General features: G+C 33.1%; 14 protein-coding genes and 1 tRNA gene. 4 read left to right on the top strand and 11 right to left on the bottom strand.

What is annotated here, in order from left to right:
- Window positions 1-163 precede the first annotated feature (163 nt).
- From LI_RS07705 to LI_RS00705, 8 genes are all read right to left on the bottom strand, one after another.
- Window positions 164-292 carry a hypothetical protein gene (locus tag LI_RS07705; protein WP_371982682.1) on the bottom strand — a complete coding sequence of 43 codons (129 nt, stop codon included), beginning with the start codon at window positions 290-292 and terminating at the stop codon, window positions 164-166.
- A 249-nt stretch (window positions 293-541) separates the two neighbouring features.
- Window positions 542-628 (bottom strand) — tRNA-Leu (locus LI_RS00735).
- Between the two features lie 63 nt (window positions 629-691).
- Complete coding sequence (locus tag LI_RS00730; RefSeq protein WP_011526218.1) at window positions 692-2395, bottom strand: CgeB family protein; 1704 nt, start codon at window positions 2393-2395, stop codon at window positions 692-694.
- 5 nt (window positions 2396-2400) lie between these two features.
- Window positions 2401-3531 (bottom strand): FapA family protein, encoded by a 1131-nt coding sequence (locus LI_RS00725; RefSeq protein WP_011526217.1) that lies wholly within the window; start codon window positions 3529-3531, stop codon window positions 2401-2403.
- A 90-nt stretch (window positions 3532-3621) separates the two neighbouring features.
- Window positions 3622-3969: an STAS domain-containing protein gene (locus LI_RS00720; protein WP_015353673.1), complete on the bottom strand. Its 348-nt coding sequence runs from the start codon at window positions 3967-3969 to the stop codon at window positions 3622-3624.
- A 175-nt stretch (window positions 3970-4144) separates the two neighbouring features.
- Window positions 4145-5569, bottom strand: coding sequence for an L-seryl-tRNA(Sec) selenium transferase (gene selA / locus LI_RS00715; protein ID WP_015353672.1), 1425 nt, complete (start codon window positions 5567-5569; stop codon window positions 4145-4147).
- A 33-nt stretch (window positions 5570-5602) separates the two neighbouring features.
- The gene (locus LI_RS00710; protein ID WP_011526214.1) at window positions 5603-6910 is read right to left on the bottom strand and encodes a bifunctional folylpolyglutamate synthase/dihydrofolate synthase; all 1308 of its coding nucleotides are present in this window, start codon (window positions 6908-6910) and stop codon (window positions 5603-5605) included.
- Between the two features lie 100 nt (window positions 6911-7010).
- A complete protein-coding gene (locus tag LI_RS00705; protein ID WP_011526213.1) occupies window positions 7011-7604 on the bottom strand; it encodes a D-glycero-alpha-D-manno-heptose-1,7-bisphosphate 7-phosphatase in 594 nt (197 codons plus the stop codon).
- Window positions 7605-7937: 333 nt separating this feature from the next.
- Here LI_RS00705 and LI_RS00700 point away from each other — a divergent pair, with 333 nt between their 5' ends.
- Genes LI_RS00700 through LI_RS00690 form a run of 3 tightly spaced genes read left to right on the top strand, consistent with a single transcriptional unit; the run spans window position 7938 to window position 10250 of the window.
- Complete coding sequence (locus LI_RS00700; RefSeq protein WP_011526212.1) at window positions 7938-8687, top strand: basic amino acid ABC transporter substrate-binding protein; 750 nt, start codon at window positions 7938-7940, stop codon at window positions 8685-8687.
- Window positions 8688-8737: 50 nt separating this feature from the next.
- On the top strand, window positions 8738-9523 hold the full coding sequence (locus LI_RS00695; protein WP_011526211.1) for an amino acid ABC transporter permease: 786 nt from the start codon (window positions 8738-8740) through the stop codon (window positions 9521-9523).
- Window positions 9516-10250: an amino acid ABC transporter ATP-binding protein gene (locus tag LI_RS00690; RefSeq protein ID WP_015353671.1), complete on the top strand. Its 735-nt coding sequence runs from the start codon at window positions 9516-9518 to the stop codon at window positions 10248-10250. The genes LI_RS00695 and LI_RS00690 overlap by 8 nt, the downstream gene beginning before the upstream one ends.
- Before the next feature lie 61 nt (window positions 10251-10311).
- On the opposite strand, the gene clpB is transcribed toward LI_RS00690, so the two are convergent.
- From clpB to LI_RS00675, 3 genes are all read right to left on the bottom strand, one after another.
- Window positions 10312-12945 carry an ATP-dependent chaperone ClpB gene (clpB, locus tag LI_RS00685; protein ID WP_011526209.1) on the bottom strand — a complete coding sequence of 878 codons (2634 nt, stop codon included), beginning with the start codon at window positions 12943-12945 and terminating at the stop codon, window positions 10312-10314.
- 90 nt (window positions 12946-13035) lie between these two features.
- Window positions 13036-13347 (bottom strand): chaperone modulator CbpM, encoded by a 312-nt coding sequence (locus tag LI_RS00680; protein ID WP_011526208.1) that lies wholly within the window; start codon window positions 13345-13347, stop codon window positions 13036-13038.
- A gap of 18 nt (window positions 13348-13365) precedes the next feature.
- Complete coding sequence (locus LI_RS00675; protein ID WP_011526207.1) at window positions 13366-14274, bottom strand: DnaJ C-terminal domain-containing protein; 909 nt, start codon at window positions 14272-14274, stop codon at window positions 13366-13368.
- A 514-nt stretch (window positions 14275-14788) separates the two neighbouring features.
- Here LI_RS00675 and LI_RS00670 point away from each other — a divergent pair.
- A complete protein-coding gene (locus LI_RS00670; protein WP_011526206.1) occupies window positions 14789-15358 on the top strand; it encodes a sugar O-acetyltransferase in 570 nt (189 codons plus the stop codon).
- The last annotated feature ends 122 nt before the right edge of the window (window positions 15359-15480 follow it).

Raw genomic sequence — 15480 nt, 5'->3', positions numbered from 1 at the left:
TTTCTGCTTTTAACACAACTCCTTAGCGGATAGACTATCATTCGCATTCTCATAGAACAAGCTCTACTCCATCTTTTCAAGCATAGCCGCTTGAAAATCGGCAAGATTACTCATGAGTCGCTAAGCGCTTTTTAATTTCCTAAAGAGTCAGCATCAGTTGTCCTTACAAATTAGCACACAATGCATCATGAAGTTTATCCACCAGTCTTTTTGCTTCACGGATATATGTGGTGCACAAACTGAACCATATTTCCGTGCCACCAAGCAATTTCAGTATGTGTTTGGGAAGCACATATTGAAATTAGTAGAGATTCCTCTTCTGATAAAGATAGATAGGAGGATACATGAGAGTGGAAATTCGATATCTTCCCATAAAGTTGGAAGGAAATAAAGGGGTTAGTCATGACTAGCCTTTTACTAGTGGAGAAGTTGCCCCCCTGCTGGGACCCCTTTGGATCCATCAAAAATTTTTCACCATCTCTGAACCCTTAAGAAGATAAAAAAGAAAAAGGGTTACAGCCTGTTAATCCTTGTATTTAAATGGTGCCGAAGGGGAGACTTGAACTCCCATGAGGGAACCCTCACTAGACCCTGAACCTAGCGTGTCTACCAATTCCACCACTTCGGCTAAAAGAAATATGTATATAAAATAAAAGATACTATCAAGTAGTATGGTAATAATAAGAATATATTATCCATATGTTTGACGCATATGCTCTAATAACGTTTGTAGCCTATGCTCCCAAGTATGTTCAGCAAGAACTCTTTGTCTTGCAGCACTGGCAATAGACTTACGTTGATTAGGATGCGTCAAATAATACTGAACAAGCTCTCTTATCTCACCAACCTCACGATAATAGACAACTTCTTTATTAGGTTCAAATAATGTATCCATTTGCTGTTGCCAGTCTGTAATAAGAAAAGAGCCTGTTGCAGGAATATCAAACACACGTTGATTTACTGCTCCTTTCATTTGTTTACTTGTACTGTTAAAATTAATATCTGAAAATCTGTATATTGATGGTAATGTATTGTAATAGTTTACAGACGGACAATAACTCCAATTATCTTTATAATTACTAAGTAATTCATACCAACCATTGTCTCCAACAATAACAGGTTGAAAAGAAAGTAATTGTTCTACACAACTGAATCTATATTGGAGTGTTGATTCCCATGTAAGCATTGCTTCATAAGCTAAACGCTGTTCAACATCAGGAAGCTTAAGATATTCTTTATAATATTCTGGATATGTTTCCTTTAAAAATTGTTGTATAGAACGTTTATCTGAATATATAAAATCACTAGCTATATTTTTATAGTGTTGAAGCAATATTGAAGGGAAGTTGCCTTTCTCTATCTGCTCTTCTACCTTATAAACCATAGAGTTCCCAACAAAAGAAAGATGAGTAGGAAAAACTGATGATAAAGGCTTATCTTGTGGCATTCTAGGTCTAAAGCGATATTGAGAAGTCCCTAATGGTAAATAAAACACATGTGGATAACCATACTCTTTCAATGAATGTAACGTATTTTCATCCCATGTAAAAATAGCTGTCCACGGTGATACAACTTCCCCATACTCATGGATAATAAGGTGTGGATTATCCACAAACCAAGAAGCCATTGGTAACTCTAGCTTAGCAAGAAGATCTACTAAAATACCCTCTTTATCTACCCCAAAATGATTTATAGTTAAAATAAAGTCAGGGTGAAACGTGGCAACTGATGTTAAAAGTTGCTCTACAAACTCTACACATCCTGTTTCTTCATCTTGAATAGTAATAATTTGATGAGGAATACCAAGACGATTACAAGCCTCTTCAATAACTCCTAATAAAAAATATCGTGTTGTAATTAATAGAAGACGTGGCTCTGCTGTAGAAAAACGTGGTCGAATAGCCTTAGACCAAAAGTCAAATCTTGTACTTGCTGCAACATATTGTTTAATTTTTTGATACCAAGGTTTATCTATTCTAAAGTAAAATGGATGCACTAAAGGGTAAAGAGGTAAACGACCATGCTGTATTTGCCAATGTGTTAGAGCAGAAAATACCTCTTCGATATTGGATGAGCAAATCCAATTGATTCTTTGATCAGTAATTTTTTCTTTCAATTGTGTATCATTAAGAAAAAACTCTTTATCAATCACAGCAATTGGACTTGTTGTATTTTCTAAAATCTCTTTTAATGCATATCCTGCACCACTTCCTAAGAGAACTGGTAATACTTTTGAAGACATTTCTGCTTTTTGCAATGCTGTAATAAAATGGCTGGCAATTTTCTTTTCTCTTATCTTCCCCCCAGAACCTAACATGGATATAGATCTATCCTGTATCTGGATAATGATATCAATGATATCTCCGTTCTCATCATATTGAATATACTTATTCATTATTTTTAAAAAAAAGGAAGAAGAGTTGCAGGGACTGACTCATAAATAATTTCATTTTCATGAAGCCTGAAACATACATTATTAAGTTCTTCCTTAACAGAAAAACTAGCATTACCTATAGATAATTCTACACCAGGATATACTATCCCTGGAACAACTAAGCGACAAGAAAATGCTTTAGCCTCATCAAGTTGTAACAGTTTCCATATAGTATTTCTATATTTTGATAACTGATTATGTTGCTGAACAACCTCTTCTAACTTTTGATGAATTTCATCTGTAGAAGAAGATGATTGATCAATAATTGTTTTATAATTTGTTATTTTTTCACTTAATATCCCTAAGCTATTATCACAACTTTCTAGTTTTCTCAGAAGAAATGGATTATATCCTAAAAAAATATGCGTTGGTATTCCTGATGTATTTCCTAATTTTTCTTTAATAAAAACATGTTTTGAAACTTGAATAATACCTCCAGCTACTAATCCTGAAACAATAAAACTTTCTTCTGCATACACTTTGCATTGCATACAAAAACGTTCAACAATCATCCTTTTTTTTGATCGAAGTTCAACTTTTTCAGTAAAGTTAACATGAAGACTTCCTCCAGACGAAAGAAGACAGCGATTACTAACTCCACCTCGAGCACCACCAATAATCTTCATATCTTTTCTTGAACGAACTTCTCCACCTTCAACCATTCCATTTATAATAATAGTATTTGCCTGTAGTTGAAAACCAGCTTTGACATCTTTATGAACCATGACATCACCAACAAAAGCAATATTACCTGTATGAAAGTCTACATTTGAACGAACATTCAAAACTTTTTTTACAGATATCTTACCATTATAATAAAAAACATACCCATTGACGTCAGAAAGTAAATAATGTGGATATGCAGGATCAATATATGTATTTGGTCCCTGAGGAAACTTTTCTTGTTCAAGCACAAATCGAGGAATTGGATTTTCTATTGCTTCAAGAGGTATCATTTCAGCAATGACTTGACCTTTAACAACATTCTGAACATATCCTAAGTTATACAAGTCAGCTTGTCCTTTAACACTAACAATTGGCTGTAATTGAAGATAGTCAAAGTCAGGATTAAAATAATGTTGTAAATACATTTTCATAAAACTTACCTAGATAACATCACAATAGAATATAATATTCCATATCCTTCAAATATAGAAAAACTCCAAAACGAATACATAATATAACTACTAACTATTTAACGCATGAATTATAAGCTCCTCTTCTGAAAGAATAAGAGGAAAAAGATTATTTGTCTGCATTTTCCACATGATCTCTTGAATATGTTTAGTAGGACGGTAAAGTATCACAGTAATACCCTTTGCTCTTGCAAAGAATAATGCTGCTATAACCCCTCCTATCCCTGAAAAATCAACATTTTGAACATTAGATAAATCCAGAACAAGTTCTCCTAATGTAACACTTGTAACAAATATATTTTCTAACTCCTGCTGTATAGCAATAGCATTCTCTATAGAAAGAGAGTCTATTATTTTTACTATACAAAATGGAGAATGCTCTATAATTTTTATAGCCATACTCAACCCTAACTATAAATAAAAAGATACATTAACTCATGTATCTTTTTAAATAATAATCTACAAGAAAGCTATAGAATATAACATACTATTTATAACAATCTAAAAATAGTATTAGTAATATATTCCAATCATCTATTTTTATGTCAGTAATTATTTAATATTTTATGATATATTATTTATTATTTATAATATTAATAGCATCTATAGCTTGTGAAATAGCTGTAGTAACTAAATCAATTTCTGTATCTGCTATTGTTCTTGGATCTATACAAAATGCACTTTTTTCAATTCTTCCTAATATAGGAGGAGAAACATCTAACAGTTGCATTTTTAATTTTTCTGAAGAACAAATAGTAGGATGAAGATAGATAAGTGATGTTGGTAAATTATATTCAGGAAATGCACCACCACCAACTTGAGAAAATCCAGGAACAATAGAACATTCTATCATTTCACCGCATATTTTTTTTAGATTAGAAAGAATATTTTTAGCTTTTTCTTCCAACAAGTTAGGTGAAATAGTTATCATTGCTAAAGTTGGAATTCTTGTTACAGCTTGTTTTTTATCAAGATATAGTTTTAATGTTGATTCAAGAGCTATAAGTGTCATTTTATCTATACGTAATGCTCTATTTAAGGGATTTAGTGCTATTTGAGTAATAGTCTCTTTCTTACCAAGAATGATCCCAGCCTGAGGACCACCAAGAACTTTATCGCCAGAAAAGGTTACAATATGAACTCCCGCGCTAATAACAGATTGTACAGTTGGCTCTCCTAAAAGACCATACTGTGAAAAATCAATAAAACTACCACTCCCTAAATCTTCGATACAAAGTAAATTATGTTTACTAGATAACATAACCAAATCTTTTAAACTAACTTCACTATGGAAACCTATAACTCTGTAGTTAGATGTGTGAACATGCATAATAGCAGCTGTATCAACAGTTATTGCGTTTTCATAATCTTTTAAATGAACACGATTTGTACATCCTACTTCTTTTAACTTAGTCCCACTATGCTCCATAACATCAGGGATACGAAAACTACCCCCTATTTCAACAAGCTGACCACGAGCAATAATAACTTCTTTCCCTTTACAAAGCGTATCTAATGTAAGTAATACAGCAGCAGCATTATTGTTAACAACAATAGCGGCCTCTGCTCCTGTAAGCTTACACAATAGTCCTACTACATGACTATATCTACTCCCTCTTTCTCCTGTTTTTAAATTTAACTCAAGATTTGAATATCCACTACATATAGTGTTAATAGCTTGTAGTGCCTCTTGAGGAAGAATAGATCTACCCATATTTGTATGAAGAATAACGCCAGTGGCATTAATAACCTTACAACAATTTAAAGAGGAGTGTCTTTTTATAAATGTCAGTAATTGAGGTAAAATATAGTCCAAAGTAAGAAAAGAACTATCAGTAATATTACCGCTCTTAACATCTTCCCTTAGTTTATCAAGAAATGTATTAATAAGTTCACGTAATAAAAGTCTGGGTGTTACAGTATATAGTGTAGTATCTTCTTTAAAAATTGCATGTAGACAGATATCAACAGAAGGTAATTGACGTAACAGCATATTCATTGAACTTACCACTATAAAATGTATACTATATTTTTATATCATACCTATAGAAGAAGATAATACATGAGGGTAGAGTGTAAAAAATTCTCCAATTAAATATAATGAACCTAGAATAACTATAGGACGTTTTTCACTAATTTCAATATCAGAATTTTTTATAGCTTGTAATGCAATACTAAGACGTTGTACAGGCTGAACAGAACATTTAAACAGTTTTGCTAGCTCGTTGCTACACATAGCTCTCTCATGAACTTGGATTGTTGGAATAAATAATGGGATCCCTTCTGCAAATATCTGAACAAGTTCAACCATCTCTTTAATATTTTTATCAGCAAAACAGGAAAAAATAATGGCTCCTGGGCGGATTCCTATAGATTTACATGCAGCAATACATGCTTCTAACCCATGAGGATTATGAGCACCATCAAGTATAGTAGGAAGGCAGCCTAATGATGGATTAGGAGGAACATATTGAAATCGTCCAGGAATAAACGCATGAGCAAGCCCTTTATAAATACAGTTAAGATTAAAATCCCATCCAAAGTTCTGTGAAAGTACATGCCATGCTGCTAACGCAAGCTGTGCATTAACACGTTGATGCTTACCAGCCATGCCTAAAGTTAAATATTCTGACTTTGTCTGACTACCATCTAGATTAGGGTAAAAGAGATCATATACTAAACTAATTTGTTCTAGAGACTGAAAAGAGCAATTTTTTTCTTTAGCCATAGCACAAAGTATGCTCATTACTTCAGGCTGCTGAAAACTTGAAAGAACAGGTTTTCTAAAACGCATTGCTTGTGATTTTTCTTTTGCAATTGCTTCAACTGTTGATCCAAGGAATTGTTCATGGTCAAGATCAATTGGTGTATAACATACCAAATCTGCAGGAACAGCTGTTGTTGCATCATGTTGCCCTCCAAGGCCTGCCTCTAGTATAGCCAAATCAACCTTAAACTCTGAAAAAGCAACAATAGCTAATACTGTTAATAATTCAAAATATGTTAAAGATAGTGTATTATCTAAGATACGTTCAGTTAAAGTAATCCATACCTCTGGTGAAAGCATTTCACCATTAATACAAATACGTTCTCGAGGTGTCACAAAATGTGGAGAAGTATATATTCCAACCTTTAAACCATGAGATTTTGCTAAAGATGCAAGGAAAGTAGCTGTAGAACCTTTTCCATTTGTCCCAACTATTTGAACAACTTTATATGGCAAAGAATTAAAATCAAGTTTGGTCAATGCTTGATTCATTCGAGTAAGCTCTAAATCGATATTAAACAAACCAAGATTATCTAAAAAATTTTGAACATCATCAAATGAAGTAAATTTCATGTAACCCTACTTAATAAAAACTATTAATTGTTATCTCATGATATAAGTTAATTACTGAGCCACACTGTTTTATATAGTATATACTCTTTTTTCTGGAAGATTATTCTTGTAATATCCATGATACAGCATCCATAATAGATTGTGTAGTTAAAATACATGTAGATTTATTTTTTGTTACTTCCATAGGAGCACATCCCTTCTCAGGAAAACGATATCCACATTTTATAGCTTCTTGTTCACCTTTGCCTGTTTTAACAAGAATAGAAGCTAAAAATTCTGCCTTTACACCAAAACTTATATCATCACATTTATCTCCAATCATTATTGTTTCAGATGCGGTTAATCTATGTTTTTGAGATAGTGCTTTCCACATACCAAGTTTTGGCTTACGACAATCACAATTTTCTGATGGAGCATGTACACACCAGAGAGCATCAGTAAAAAAAACTCCATAACCAGCAAGAAGTCTTGTAAGCTCTTTATGACATGCTAAAACAGATGTTTCAGTAAACAAACCTCTTCCAACTCCTGACTGATTAGAAACTAAAAATAAATGACATCCATTCTTAATAAGCTTTTCTAATGCTAGGCCTACATTCGGTAATAATACTAGATCTCTAGGATTCGAAAGATAATGTTTATCTTCAATAAGAGTGCCATCACGATCAAAAAAAATATTCCATACCTTTTTCATATCAAAATTTACCTACTAACCTTAATAATATCTATTCATTTATATCATACTGTATCCTAACTCTATATTTCTACTCTTACTAATTATCTAACTTACCTACTTTCATTTTTAATAACGATATAAAATAATATAGAATTACTCTTTCTATTTTTACAGAAAATCATAATAAATGATATATAATTATCTCTTGAATAGATATTGGTTAACATATATTATAAATATCTGTTCATACTTTTTTAAACAAAAAATATCTATAATTCTTTTTAAAAACATAAAAAATATATGAATAATATATCTATAATAGATAGACATATTCAAGGAGTATAGCAAACCATGCTTCGCACTTTTGGCTTTCTAAGCATACTCACTATATTAAGTATTTTTTCTTCTACCAGTATTGCAAAAGATATTTACATTGTTGCTTCTGATGCAACATGGCCCCCAATGGAAAATTTAGATGAACACAAAAAGGTTGTCGGGTACTCTTCAGACTATATTACTGCTGTAGCTAAAGAAGCAGGAATTAACATAGAAATCCGTAATACTGCTTGGGATGGAATATTTGCTGCACTTAATGCTGATCTTATTGATATTATTGCCTCTTCTGTAACAATTACAGATAAACGTAAACAAAAAGTAATGGATTTTAGTAAACCATACTATAATGTTCATCAAGCTATTGTAGTCCCTAATGGTTCACCAATAAAAAGTATACAGGATCTAAATGGGAAAAAAGTAGGTGGACAGATTGGCACTTCAGGTCTTATAGAAACGTTACCTAAAGCAAAAGTAAAAGCTATAGTAAAAACCTATGATGAAATAGGTCTTGCGCTAGAAGATCTTTCTAATGGAAGCCTTGATGCTGTCATTTGTGATGAACCTGTAGCAAACTATTTTATAAAACAACAACCAGAATATACAGATCATATTACTATAGCTTTCATTACTACTGAAATAGAACAGTATGGGTTTGCAGTCAAAAAAGGTAATAAAGAATTATTAGAGAAAATTAATGCTGGTGTCAAAGCAGTAAAAGAAAAAGGAATTGAGGCTGCATTAATAAAGAAGTGGATCATGCATTAATTTTATACATATAAATAGCTCAATAACATATAAAGATATGGAAAACATATATGCAAAATACAAGCATACGCATTGAAATTACAGACGGAGCTTCTATCCCAGATCCTAGGGAAAGGAATATTATCAATGCTTGGAATATTGCATTTTTTGGATCAATTCTTCTTTTAGTTCTCCTATGTAGTTTTGGCTCAGAAAACTACATAGACATCCTAGCATTTCTTCCTGATGGCATTTTTGTAACATTTGAAGTTACATTTCTTTCTATAATTTGTACTCTCCCTCTAGGTCTTCTTGTAGGTTTTGGTAGACTTTCTAAAAATCGTATTATCAATATTCTTACCTCTACTTATGTTGAAGTTATTCGAGGTATTCCTTTACTTGTACAACTTTTTTATATCTATTATGCACTAGGCCATTTTTCTCCGCTTGTATCAGCTATCATTGCCATTACCTTTTGTTATGGTGCTTATATGGGGGAAGTATTTCGAGCAGGTATTCTTACTGTTCCTAAAGGACAAGAAGAAGCCGCACGCTCTCTTGGATTTAACAAATATCAAACAATGCGGTATGTCATTTTACCTCAAGCTCTAAGAGCTATTCTCCCACCTATTGGTAATGAATGTATTGCTATGCTGAAAGACACATCACTTATCTCCATTATTGCTGTAGCTGACTTACTTCGTCGAGGAAGGGAGTATGCTGCAGTAACCTTTGAATATTTTGAAACGTATACTGTAATTGCTATTGTATATCTAATTATTACACTCTTACTCTCTAAAGGAGTAAGTATTATGGAAGGGAAACTTGATCATTATGACCAGGAGAACTATGACTGAACCTATCATTACCATTCGTAATATTTGGAAATTTTTTGGATCACTTACAGCCATAAATGATGTAAGCCTAGAAATAATACCAGGAGAGAAAGTAGTTATTATTGGTCCTTCTGGATCAGGAAAATCTACACTTCTTCGTTCAATTAATCGACTTGAAACTATTGATAAAGGACTTATCATTGTGGATGGCCTTGATATTAACTCATCAGAAAATGATATTAATACCATTCGCCAAGAGTTAGGGATGGTATTCCAGAATTTTAACCTATTCCCTCATAAAACTGTACTCCAAAATATTACAATGGCTCCCATCCATTTAAGAAAGCTTTCTACCCATGAGGCAGAAGAACAAGCTTTGCAACTCCTCAAAAAGGTAGGTCTTTCAGATAAAATAAATGTTTATCCATCCTATTTGTCTGGAGGACAACAACAGAGAGTTGCTATTGCTAGAGCTCTTGCTATGCATCCCAAAATTATGTTGTTTGATGAGCCAACTTCAGCACTTGATCCTGAAATGGTAACAGAAGTCCTTGAAGTAATGAAAACACTTGCAGAAGAAGGCATGACTATGATTGTCGTCACTCATGAAATGGGTTTTGCTCGTGAAGTGGCTGATCATGTTATTTTTATGGATAAAGGACAAATTGTTGAAACTGGCCCCCCAGAGACTATTTTTACCTCACCTCAACATCCACGACTTCAGCAATTTCTTAAACAAATTTTATAATAAATAATATGTATAATAAATAACCTGTTATCGTTAATAATTACAAAAATTAAAGTTATAATTATACTTGAACCCAGTTGATATCTTCAGATGCACTTTTCACACCATATTGTAAAGAAGAATCACTTTCTGAGTAATCTATAACAATCTGTTGATTTTCATGAACTTTACCACTAATAATCATCTTTGCTAAAGGTGTTTCCACTACTCGTTGAAGGTATCTTTTTAATGGACGTGCTCCATAATGAGGATCATATCCATTCTCAGCTAGATATAAATGTGCTGAATGTGTTAATTCTAATGTAACTTTCTGTGACTCTAGGCGTTTTTTTAAACTCCTTAACTGTAAGTCTATAATACTACTTATTTGATCAGCCAGAAGTGGTTTAAAAAGTACAACATCATCAACTCGGTTAAGAAATTCTGGTCTAAAATGTTGTTTCAAATCACCCATAACAGACTCATATACACCTTCATGAAAAGAACCATCAGGACTAATACCTTCAAGTAATTTATATGCGCCTATATTTGAAGTCATAATGATAATAGTATTTCTAAAATTAATAGTACGGCCAGCATTATCCGTCAAACGTCCATCATCAAGTAACTGTAGAAAAATATTAAATACATCAGGATGTGCTTTTTCTACTTCGTCAAATAATATGACACTATAAGGTTTACGTTTTACAGCATTGGTAAGTTGCCCACCTTCTTCATAACCTACATAACCAGGATGAGCTCCAATAAGCCTGGCTACTGAGTGTTTCTCCATGTATTCACTCATATCAAAGCGAACCATATTTTCTTCAGTATCAAATAAAGATTCTGCAAGAGCTTTACAAAGTTCTGTTTTACCAACACCTGTAGGTCCAAGAAAAATAAAAGAACCTTGTGGTCTCTTTGGATCAGAAAGTCCTGCACGTGTACGCAATACAGCATTACATATGACATTCACAGCCTCATCTTGACCAATTACACGCTCATGTAATGTATCTGGCAATCGTAACAATTTTTCTTTTTCAGATTCTAACAGTCGTGTTACAGGTATACCTGTCCATCGAGCAACAATATTAGCAACATCATCTGGACGAACTTCTTCTTTAAGTAAACGTGGACCATCAGCCTTTGATTCACGTTCTTCTAATTGTTTTTCTAATTCAAACAGTTTTGAGTATTTTAATTCTGCTGCCTTGCTTAGCTCACCATTTCGTGTAGCCTCATCAATTGCAAGTCGTGTCTGCTCAATTTGTTCTTTTATGTTTCGAAGAGAATCAATTGAACCTTTTTCAGTTTCCCATTGCTTTTTTAATTCAGACTGTGTTGATTGCAGTACTTTTAATTCTTCTTCCAAACGTACTAATCTTTCATGAGATGCTGAATCACTTTCTTTTCTAAGGGCTTCTCTTTCTATTTCTAACTGCATAATTTTACGATTAACTTCATCAAGCTCAGATGGAAGAGAGTCGATTTCTGTACGGATCATAGCTGCAGCTTCATCAATCAAATCAATTGCTTTGTCTGGTAGTTGACGATCTGAGATATATCTATCTGAAAGGACTACAGCTTCAACTATAGCAGAATCACTAATCCTCACACCATGATGAACTTCAAAGCGTTCTTTTAATCCTCGTAAAATAGATATAGTGTCTTGAACAGAAGGTTCATCTACCATCACTGGTTGAAAACGTCTCTCTAATGCAGGATCTTTTTCTATATACTTTCTATACTCATCCAATGTTGTAGCACCAATACAATGGAGCTCTCCACGAGCAAGCATAGGTTTTAAAAAGTTCCCTGCATCCATAGCTCCATCAGCTTTTCCTGCTCCAACAATAGTATGTAATTCATCAATAAAAAGAACAATTCTTCCTTCTGACTTCTCGACTTCTGTTAAAACAGCCTTAAGACGTTCTTCAAATTCTCCTCTGTACTTTGCTCCAGCAATCAGTGACCCCATATCAAGAGCAAAAATAGATTTATCTTTTAAACCTTCAGGAACATCTCCTTGAACGATACGAAAAGCTAATCCTTCTACTATAGCTGTTTTCCCAACTCCAGCTTCACCAATAAGCACAGGATTATTTTTTGTTCTACGAGAAAGAATTCGGATAACTCTACGGATTTCAGCATCCCGTCCAATTACAGGATCAAGCTTTCCTTTTCGAGCAGCTTCTACAAGATCTCTTCCATATTTTTTTAATGCTTCGTAACTATCTTCTGGAGTAGGAGATGTAACACGGTGTGGCCCACGCACAGCTAACATAACTTCTATAAATCTTTGTGACGTAAGGTGTATCTCTTTTGCAACTTGTCCCATTCCTGTTGACTCTGGCTCATTAAGACATTCAGCAAAAAGATGCTCAACACTTACATACTCATCACCCAATCGTTTTGCTAATAATTCAGCATTGGCAATAACTTTACTTAGCCTTTGAGAGATAGTAATTTTCCCCATCTCACTTCCAGGCCCACGAACAGAAGGACGCTTTTTTAATACTTCTTCTAATGCTGAAATCACAACTTTTACATGTACTTTTGCTTGTTCAAGAACCCTTGGAACAAAACCATTCTCTTGTATGGTAAGTGCCAATGCTAAATGTTCTACATCTACTTCCTGATGCCCATATTGAGCAGAAAGTCTTTGTGCTTCTGATAATGCTTCTTGAGACTTTTGTGTGAGCTTATTCACATCCATAATACAACCTCTACTTCTTCAGTATAAGTATATAATAAGTATATAAGAATAATTTCAATTACTGTTTTTAGTTAACTAAATATTATAACTTTAATAAAGTGATGAAAGCATTCTTACTCTTTTTTCTAAGCTATCAACACGTTCAAGAAGATCAATAATAATACTTCCACTTAGTGTATCTATTTCAAAATCCATACAAATTCGTTCAAGCTTTCGTAATTTATAAACATCTCTTTGTTGAAATAACAAAATATTTTCTGCGGTACGTACAGGTTCAAGCCAGCCTATTTCAATAAGCTCAAAGACACGCTCAGGAGTTGTTCCTGTGAGTTCTATAAACTCTGACCATACTATAAATCTGGAGCAGCTGGGTAGGTCTTTTTTGTCTTGTAACAAATCCATATACGAACCTCCTTACCTTCACTTTTCTGCATTAGCAGCTAGCTCTTCCCACAATTTACGCTGTTTATCTGTAAGGTTAGTAGGTGTTTTAATACCTATAATAACAAAAAGAGCACCACGAGAATTTGAAGAGCCTAATCCTTTTCCACGTAGCCGCATTTTACGTCCACTACTTGTTCCAGCAGGAACAGAAAGCTCAACATTTCCTTCAAGAGTAGGAACCCTAATTTTTGTTCCTAATACAGCCTCCCAAGGCATTATTTGTACATTGTATGTGATATTATTATTTTCAACATGAAACTGAGAATGAGGCAAAAAGCGAATATGTAAATATAAATCTCCTGTTGCTCCTCCACCTGAGCCAGAGTATCCTTGGCCTGCAAGTCTTAATTTAGCACCTTCACGAACACCTGCAGGAATGTTAACTTTTAATGTCTTTGGACCATCTGGCGTTTGTAGAGTAAAACTACGTTCACCACCATGGAGTGCATCTTCAAGAGAAATAGAAATTTCAGCTTCAATATCCCTTCCACGATGTTGGCGAGAAGAAAACCCACTAAACCCACTACTTCTACCTCTTTGCCCCCCACCAAAAAGAGATTCAAAAAAGTCACTAAAACCAGAGCCCCCAAAGGCATCTCCGCCGAAATTAAAGCTAAAATTATCAAATCCACTTTCGTTCTGGAAATATTGACCATCTTTCCAGTTTGAACCTAGTTGATCATACATTTTTCTTTTTTCATCATCTTTAAGTACTTCATAAGCTTCTGTAATATTCTTAAATTTTTCTTCTGCCTCTGTGTTACCTGGATTAAGATCTGGATGATATTTTTTAGCAAGCTTTTTATATGCTTTAGATATCATATCTTTTGTAGCATTTCTCTCAACCCCAAGAACTTTATAATAATCTTTGTACTCAACAGCCACAAAAATACCTCCTAATGAGGATCATTATAGTCTTTTTAGAAAACTATGTTCACTTATATAAATATTATGATAATATATAATTTTATTATAATATTATAAAAAGTATACTATTATCTTTTAGATTACCTCTAACTTTTACTCAATATCTCACTATAATTATTAGCTATAACAATAAAAAAGTAACCTTACTAAAAAACTACAAATCCATAGATTATTTTTTTATCATTACTATAATTCTAAAATCTTCCTATATAACAAACATAAACCCCAAAAAAGACCTTTTATAGAGATAGGCATTATTTTTAAAAGATACAAGTCTCTAATAAAAAATAGTCTTTTCTACTTCATAGAAAAAATATATTTTATAATATAAGGCTAAATAAGTTACTATCTGTTTAACAATTAATTTTATGTTTTTTCCATTACCTAGCTTATACTCTTTTGCAAATAATAATAATAATAAATAAAGTAGTCCAAAAGAAGTTACCTTACCTTTATTACTTAGGAGCTTATCATGACGGAAAAAGAAAAAGCAAGGAATGGATTATTATATGATGCAAATACTGATCCTTTGCTTATAGAAGAACGCTTAAGATGTAAGGAGCTATGCTACGAATATAACCAGCTACACCCTATAAAAATGGAAGAACGTAGAAACATTATAAAAAAGCTCTTTGGTAAAACAGGAGAACACTTTCTTATTGAGCAACCCCTATGGTGTGATTATGGATACTTAATTGAAATTGGAGAAAATTTTTATGCAAATCATAATTGTACTATACTAGATACAGCTAAAGTCACTTTTGGGAATAATGTTTTTATTGGACCAAACTGTGGCTTCTATGCAGCAGTGCATCCCTTAGATGTTTTACAAAGAAATAAGGGGTTAGAATATGCTTATCCCATAACTATAGGTAATAATGTTTGGATAGGAGGTAATGTTATTGTCTTACCAGGAGTAACCATTGGAGATAACAGTACTATTGGCGCTGGAAGTATAGTAAGTAAAGATATTCCTGATGGTGTCTTAGCATTTGGTAACCCTTGTCGTGTTATTAAAAGTATCCCAGCAACAAAGAACTAATTATCTATAAATTTACTGCTATAGTATAATATATGGTAACAATAACTACCAGTTATAATACAAACATCTATTGAGTTATCAATATATTAAACTTATTAATATATGCTAAAATAACACTGTTT

The organism is Lawsonia intracellularis PHE/MN1-00, assembly GCF_000055945.1.
Classification (GTDB): Bacteria; Desulfobacterota; Desulfovibrionia; order Desulfovibrionales; family Desulfovibrionaceae; genus Bilophila; species Bilophila intracellularis.
The sequence above is the reverse complement of the archived record's forward strand: the minus strand, read 5'-3'. Positions and strand labels throughout refer to the sequence as shown.

What these genes read in the sequence shown, in the direction of transcription:
- clpB (WP_011526209.1), bottom strand. Translation starts at nt 12,945, where the DNA reads ATGGATGTGAATAAGCTCACACAAAAGTCTCAAGAAGCATTATCAGAA.
- LI_RS00725 (WP_011526217.1), bottom strand. Translation starts at nt 3,531, where the DNA reads ATGAAAATGTATTTACAACATTATTTTAATCCTGACTTTGACTATCTT.
- LI_RS00705 (WP_011526213.1), bottom strand. Translation starts at nt 7,604, where the DNA reads ATGAAAAAGGTATGGAATATTTTTTTTGATCGTGATGGCACTCTTATT.
- LI_RS00690 (WP_015353671.1), top strand. Translation starts at nt 9,516, where the DNA reads ATGACTGAACCTATCATTACCATTCGTAATATTTGGAAATTTTTTGGA.
- LI_RS00680 (WP_011526208.1), bottom strand. Translation starts at nt 13,347, where the DNA reads ATGGATTTGTTACAAGACAAAAAAGACCTACCCAGCTGCTCCAGATTT.
- LI_RS00670 (WP_011526206.1), top strand. Translation starts at nt 14,789, where the DNA reads ATGACGGAAAAAGAAAAAGCAAGGAATGGATTATTATATGATGCAAAT.
- LI_RS00720 (WP_015353673.1), bottom strand. Translation starts at nt 3,969, where the DNA reads ATGGCTATAAAAATTATAGAGCATTCTCCATTTTGTATAGTAAAAATA.
- LI_RS00700 (WP_011526212.1), top strand. Translation starts at nt 7,938, where the DNA reads ATGCTTCGCACTTTTGGCTTTCTAAGCATACTCACTATATTAAGTATT.
- LI_RS00695 (WP_011526211.1), top strand. Translation starts at nt 8,738, where the DNA reads ATGCAAAATACAAGCATACGCATTGAAATTACAGACGGAGCTTCTATC.
- LI_RS00730 (WP_011526218.1), bottom strand. Translation starts at nt 2,395, where the DNA reads ATGAATAAGTATATTCAATATGATGAGAACGGAGATATCATTGATATC.
- selA (WP_015353672.1), bottom strand. Translation starts at nt 5,569, where the DNA reads ATGAATATGCTGTTACGTCAATTACCTTCTGTTGATATCTGTCTACAT.
- LI_RS00710 (WP_011526214.1), bottom strand. Translation starts at nt 6,910, where the DNA reads ATGAAATTTACTTCATTTGATGATGTTCAAAATTTTTTAGATAATCTT.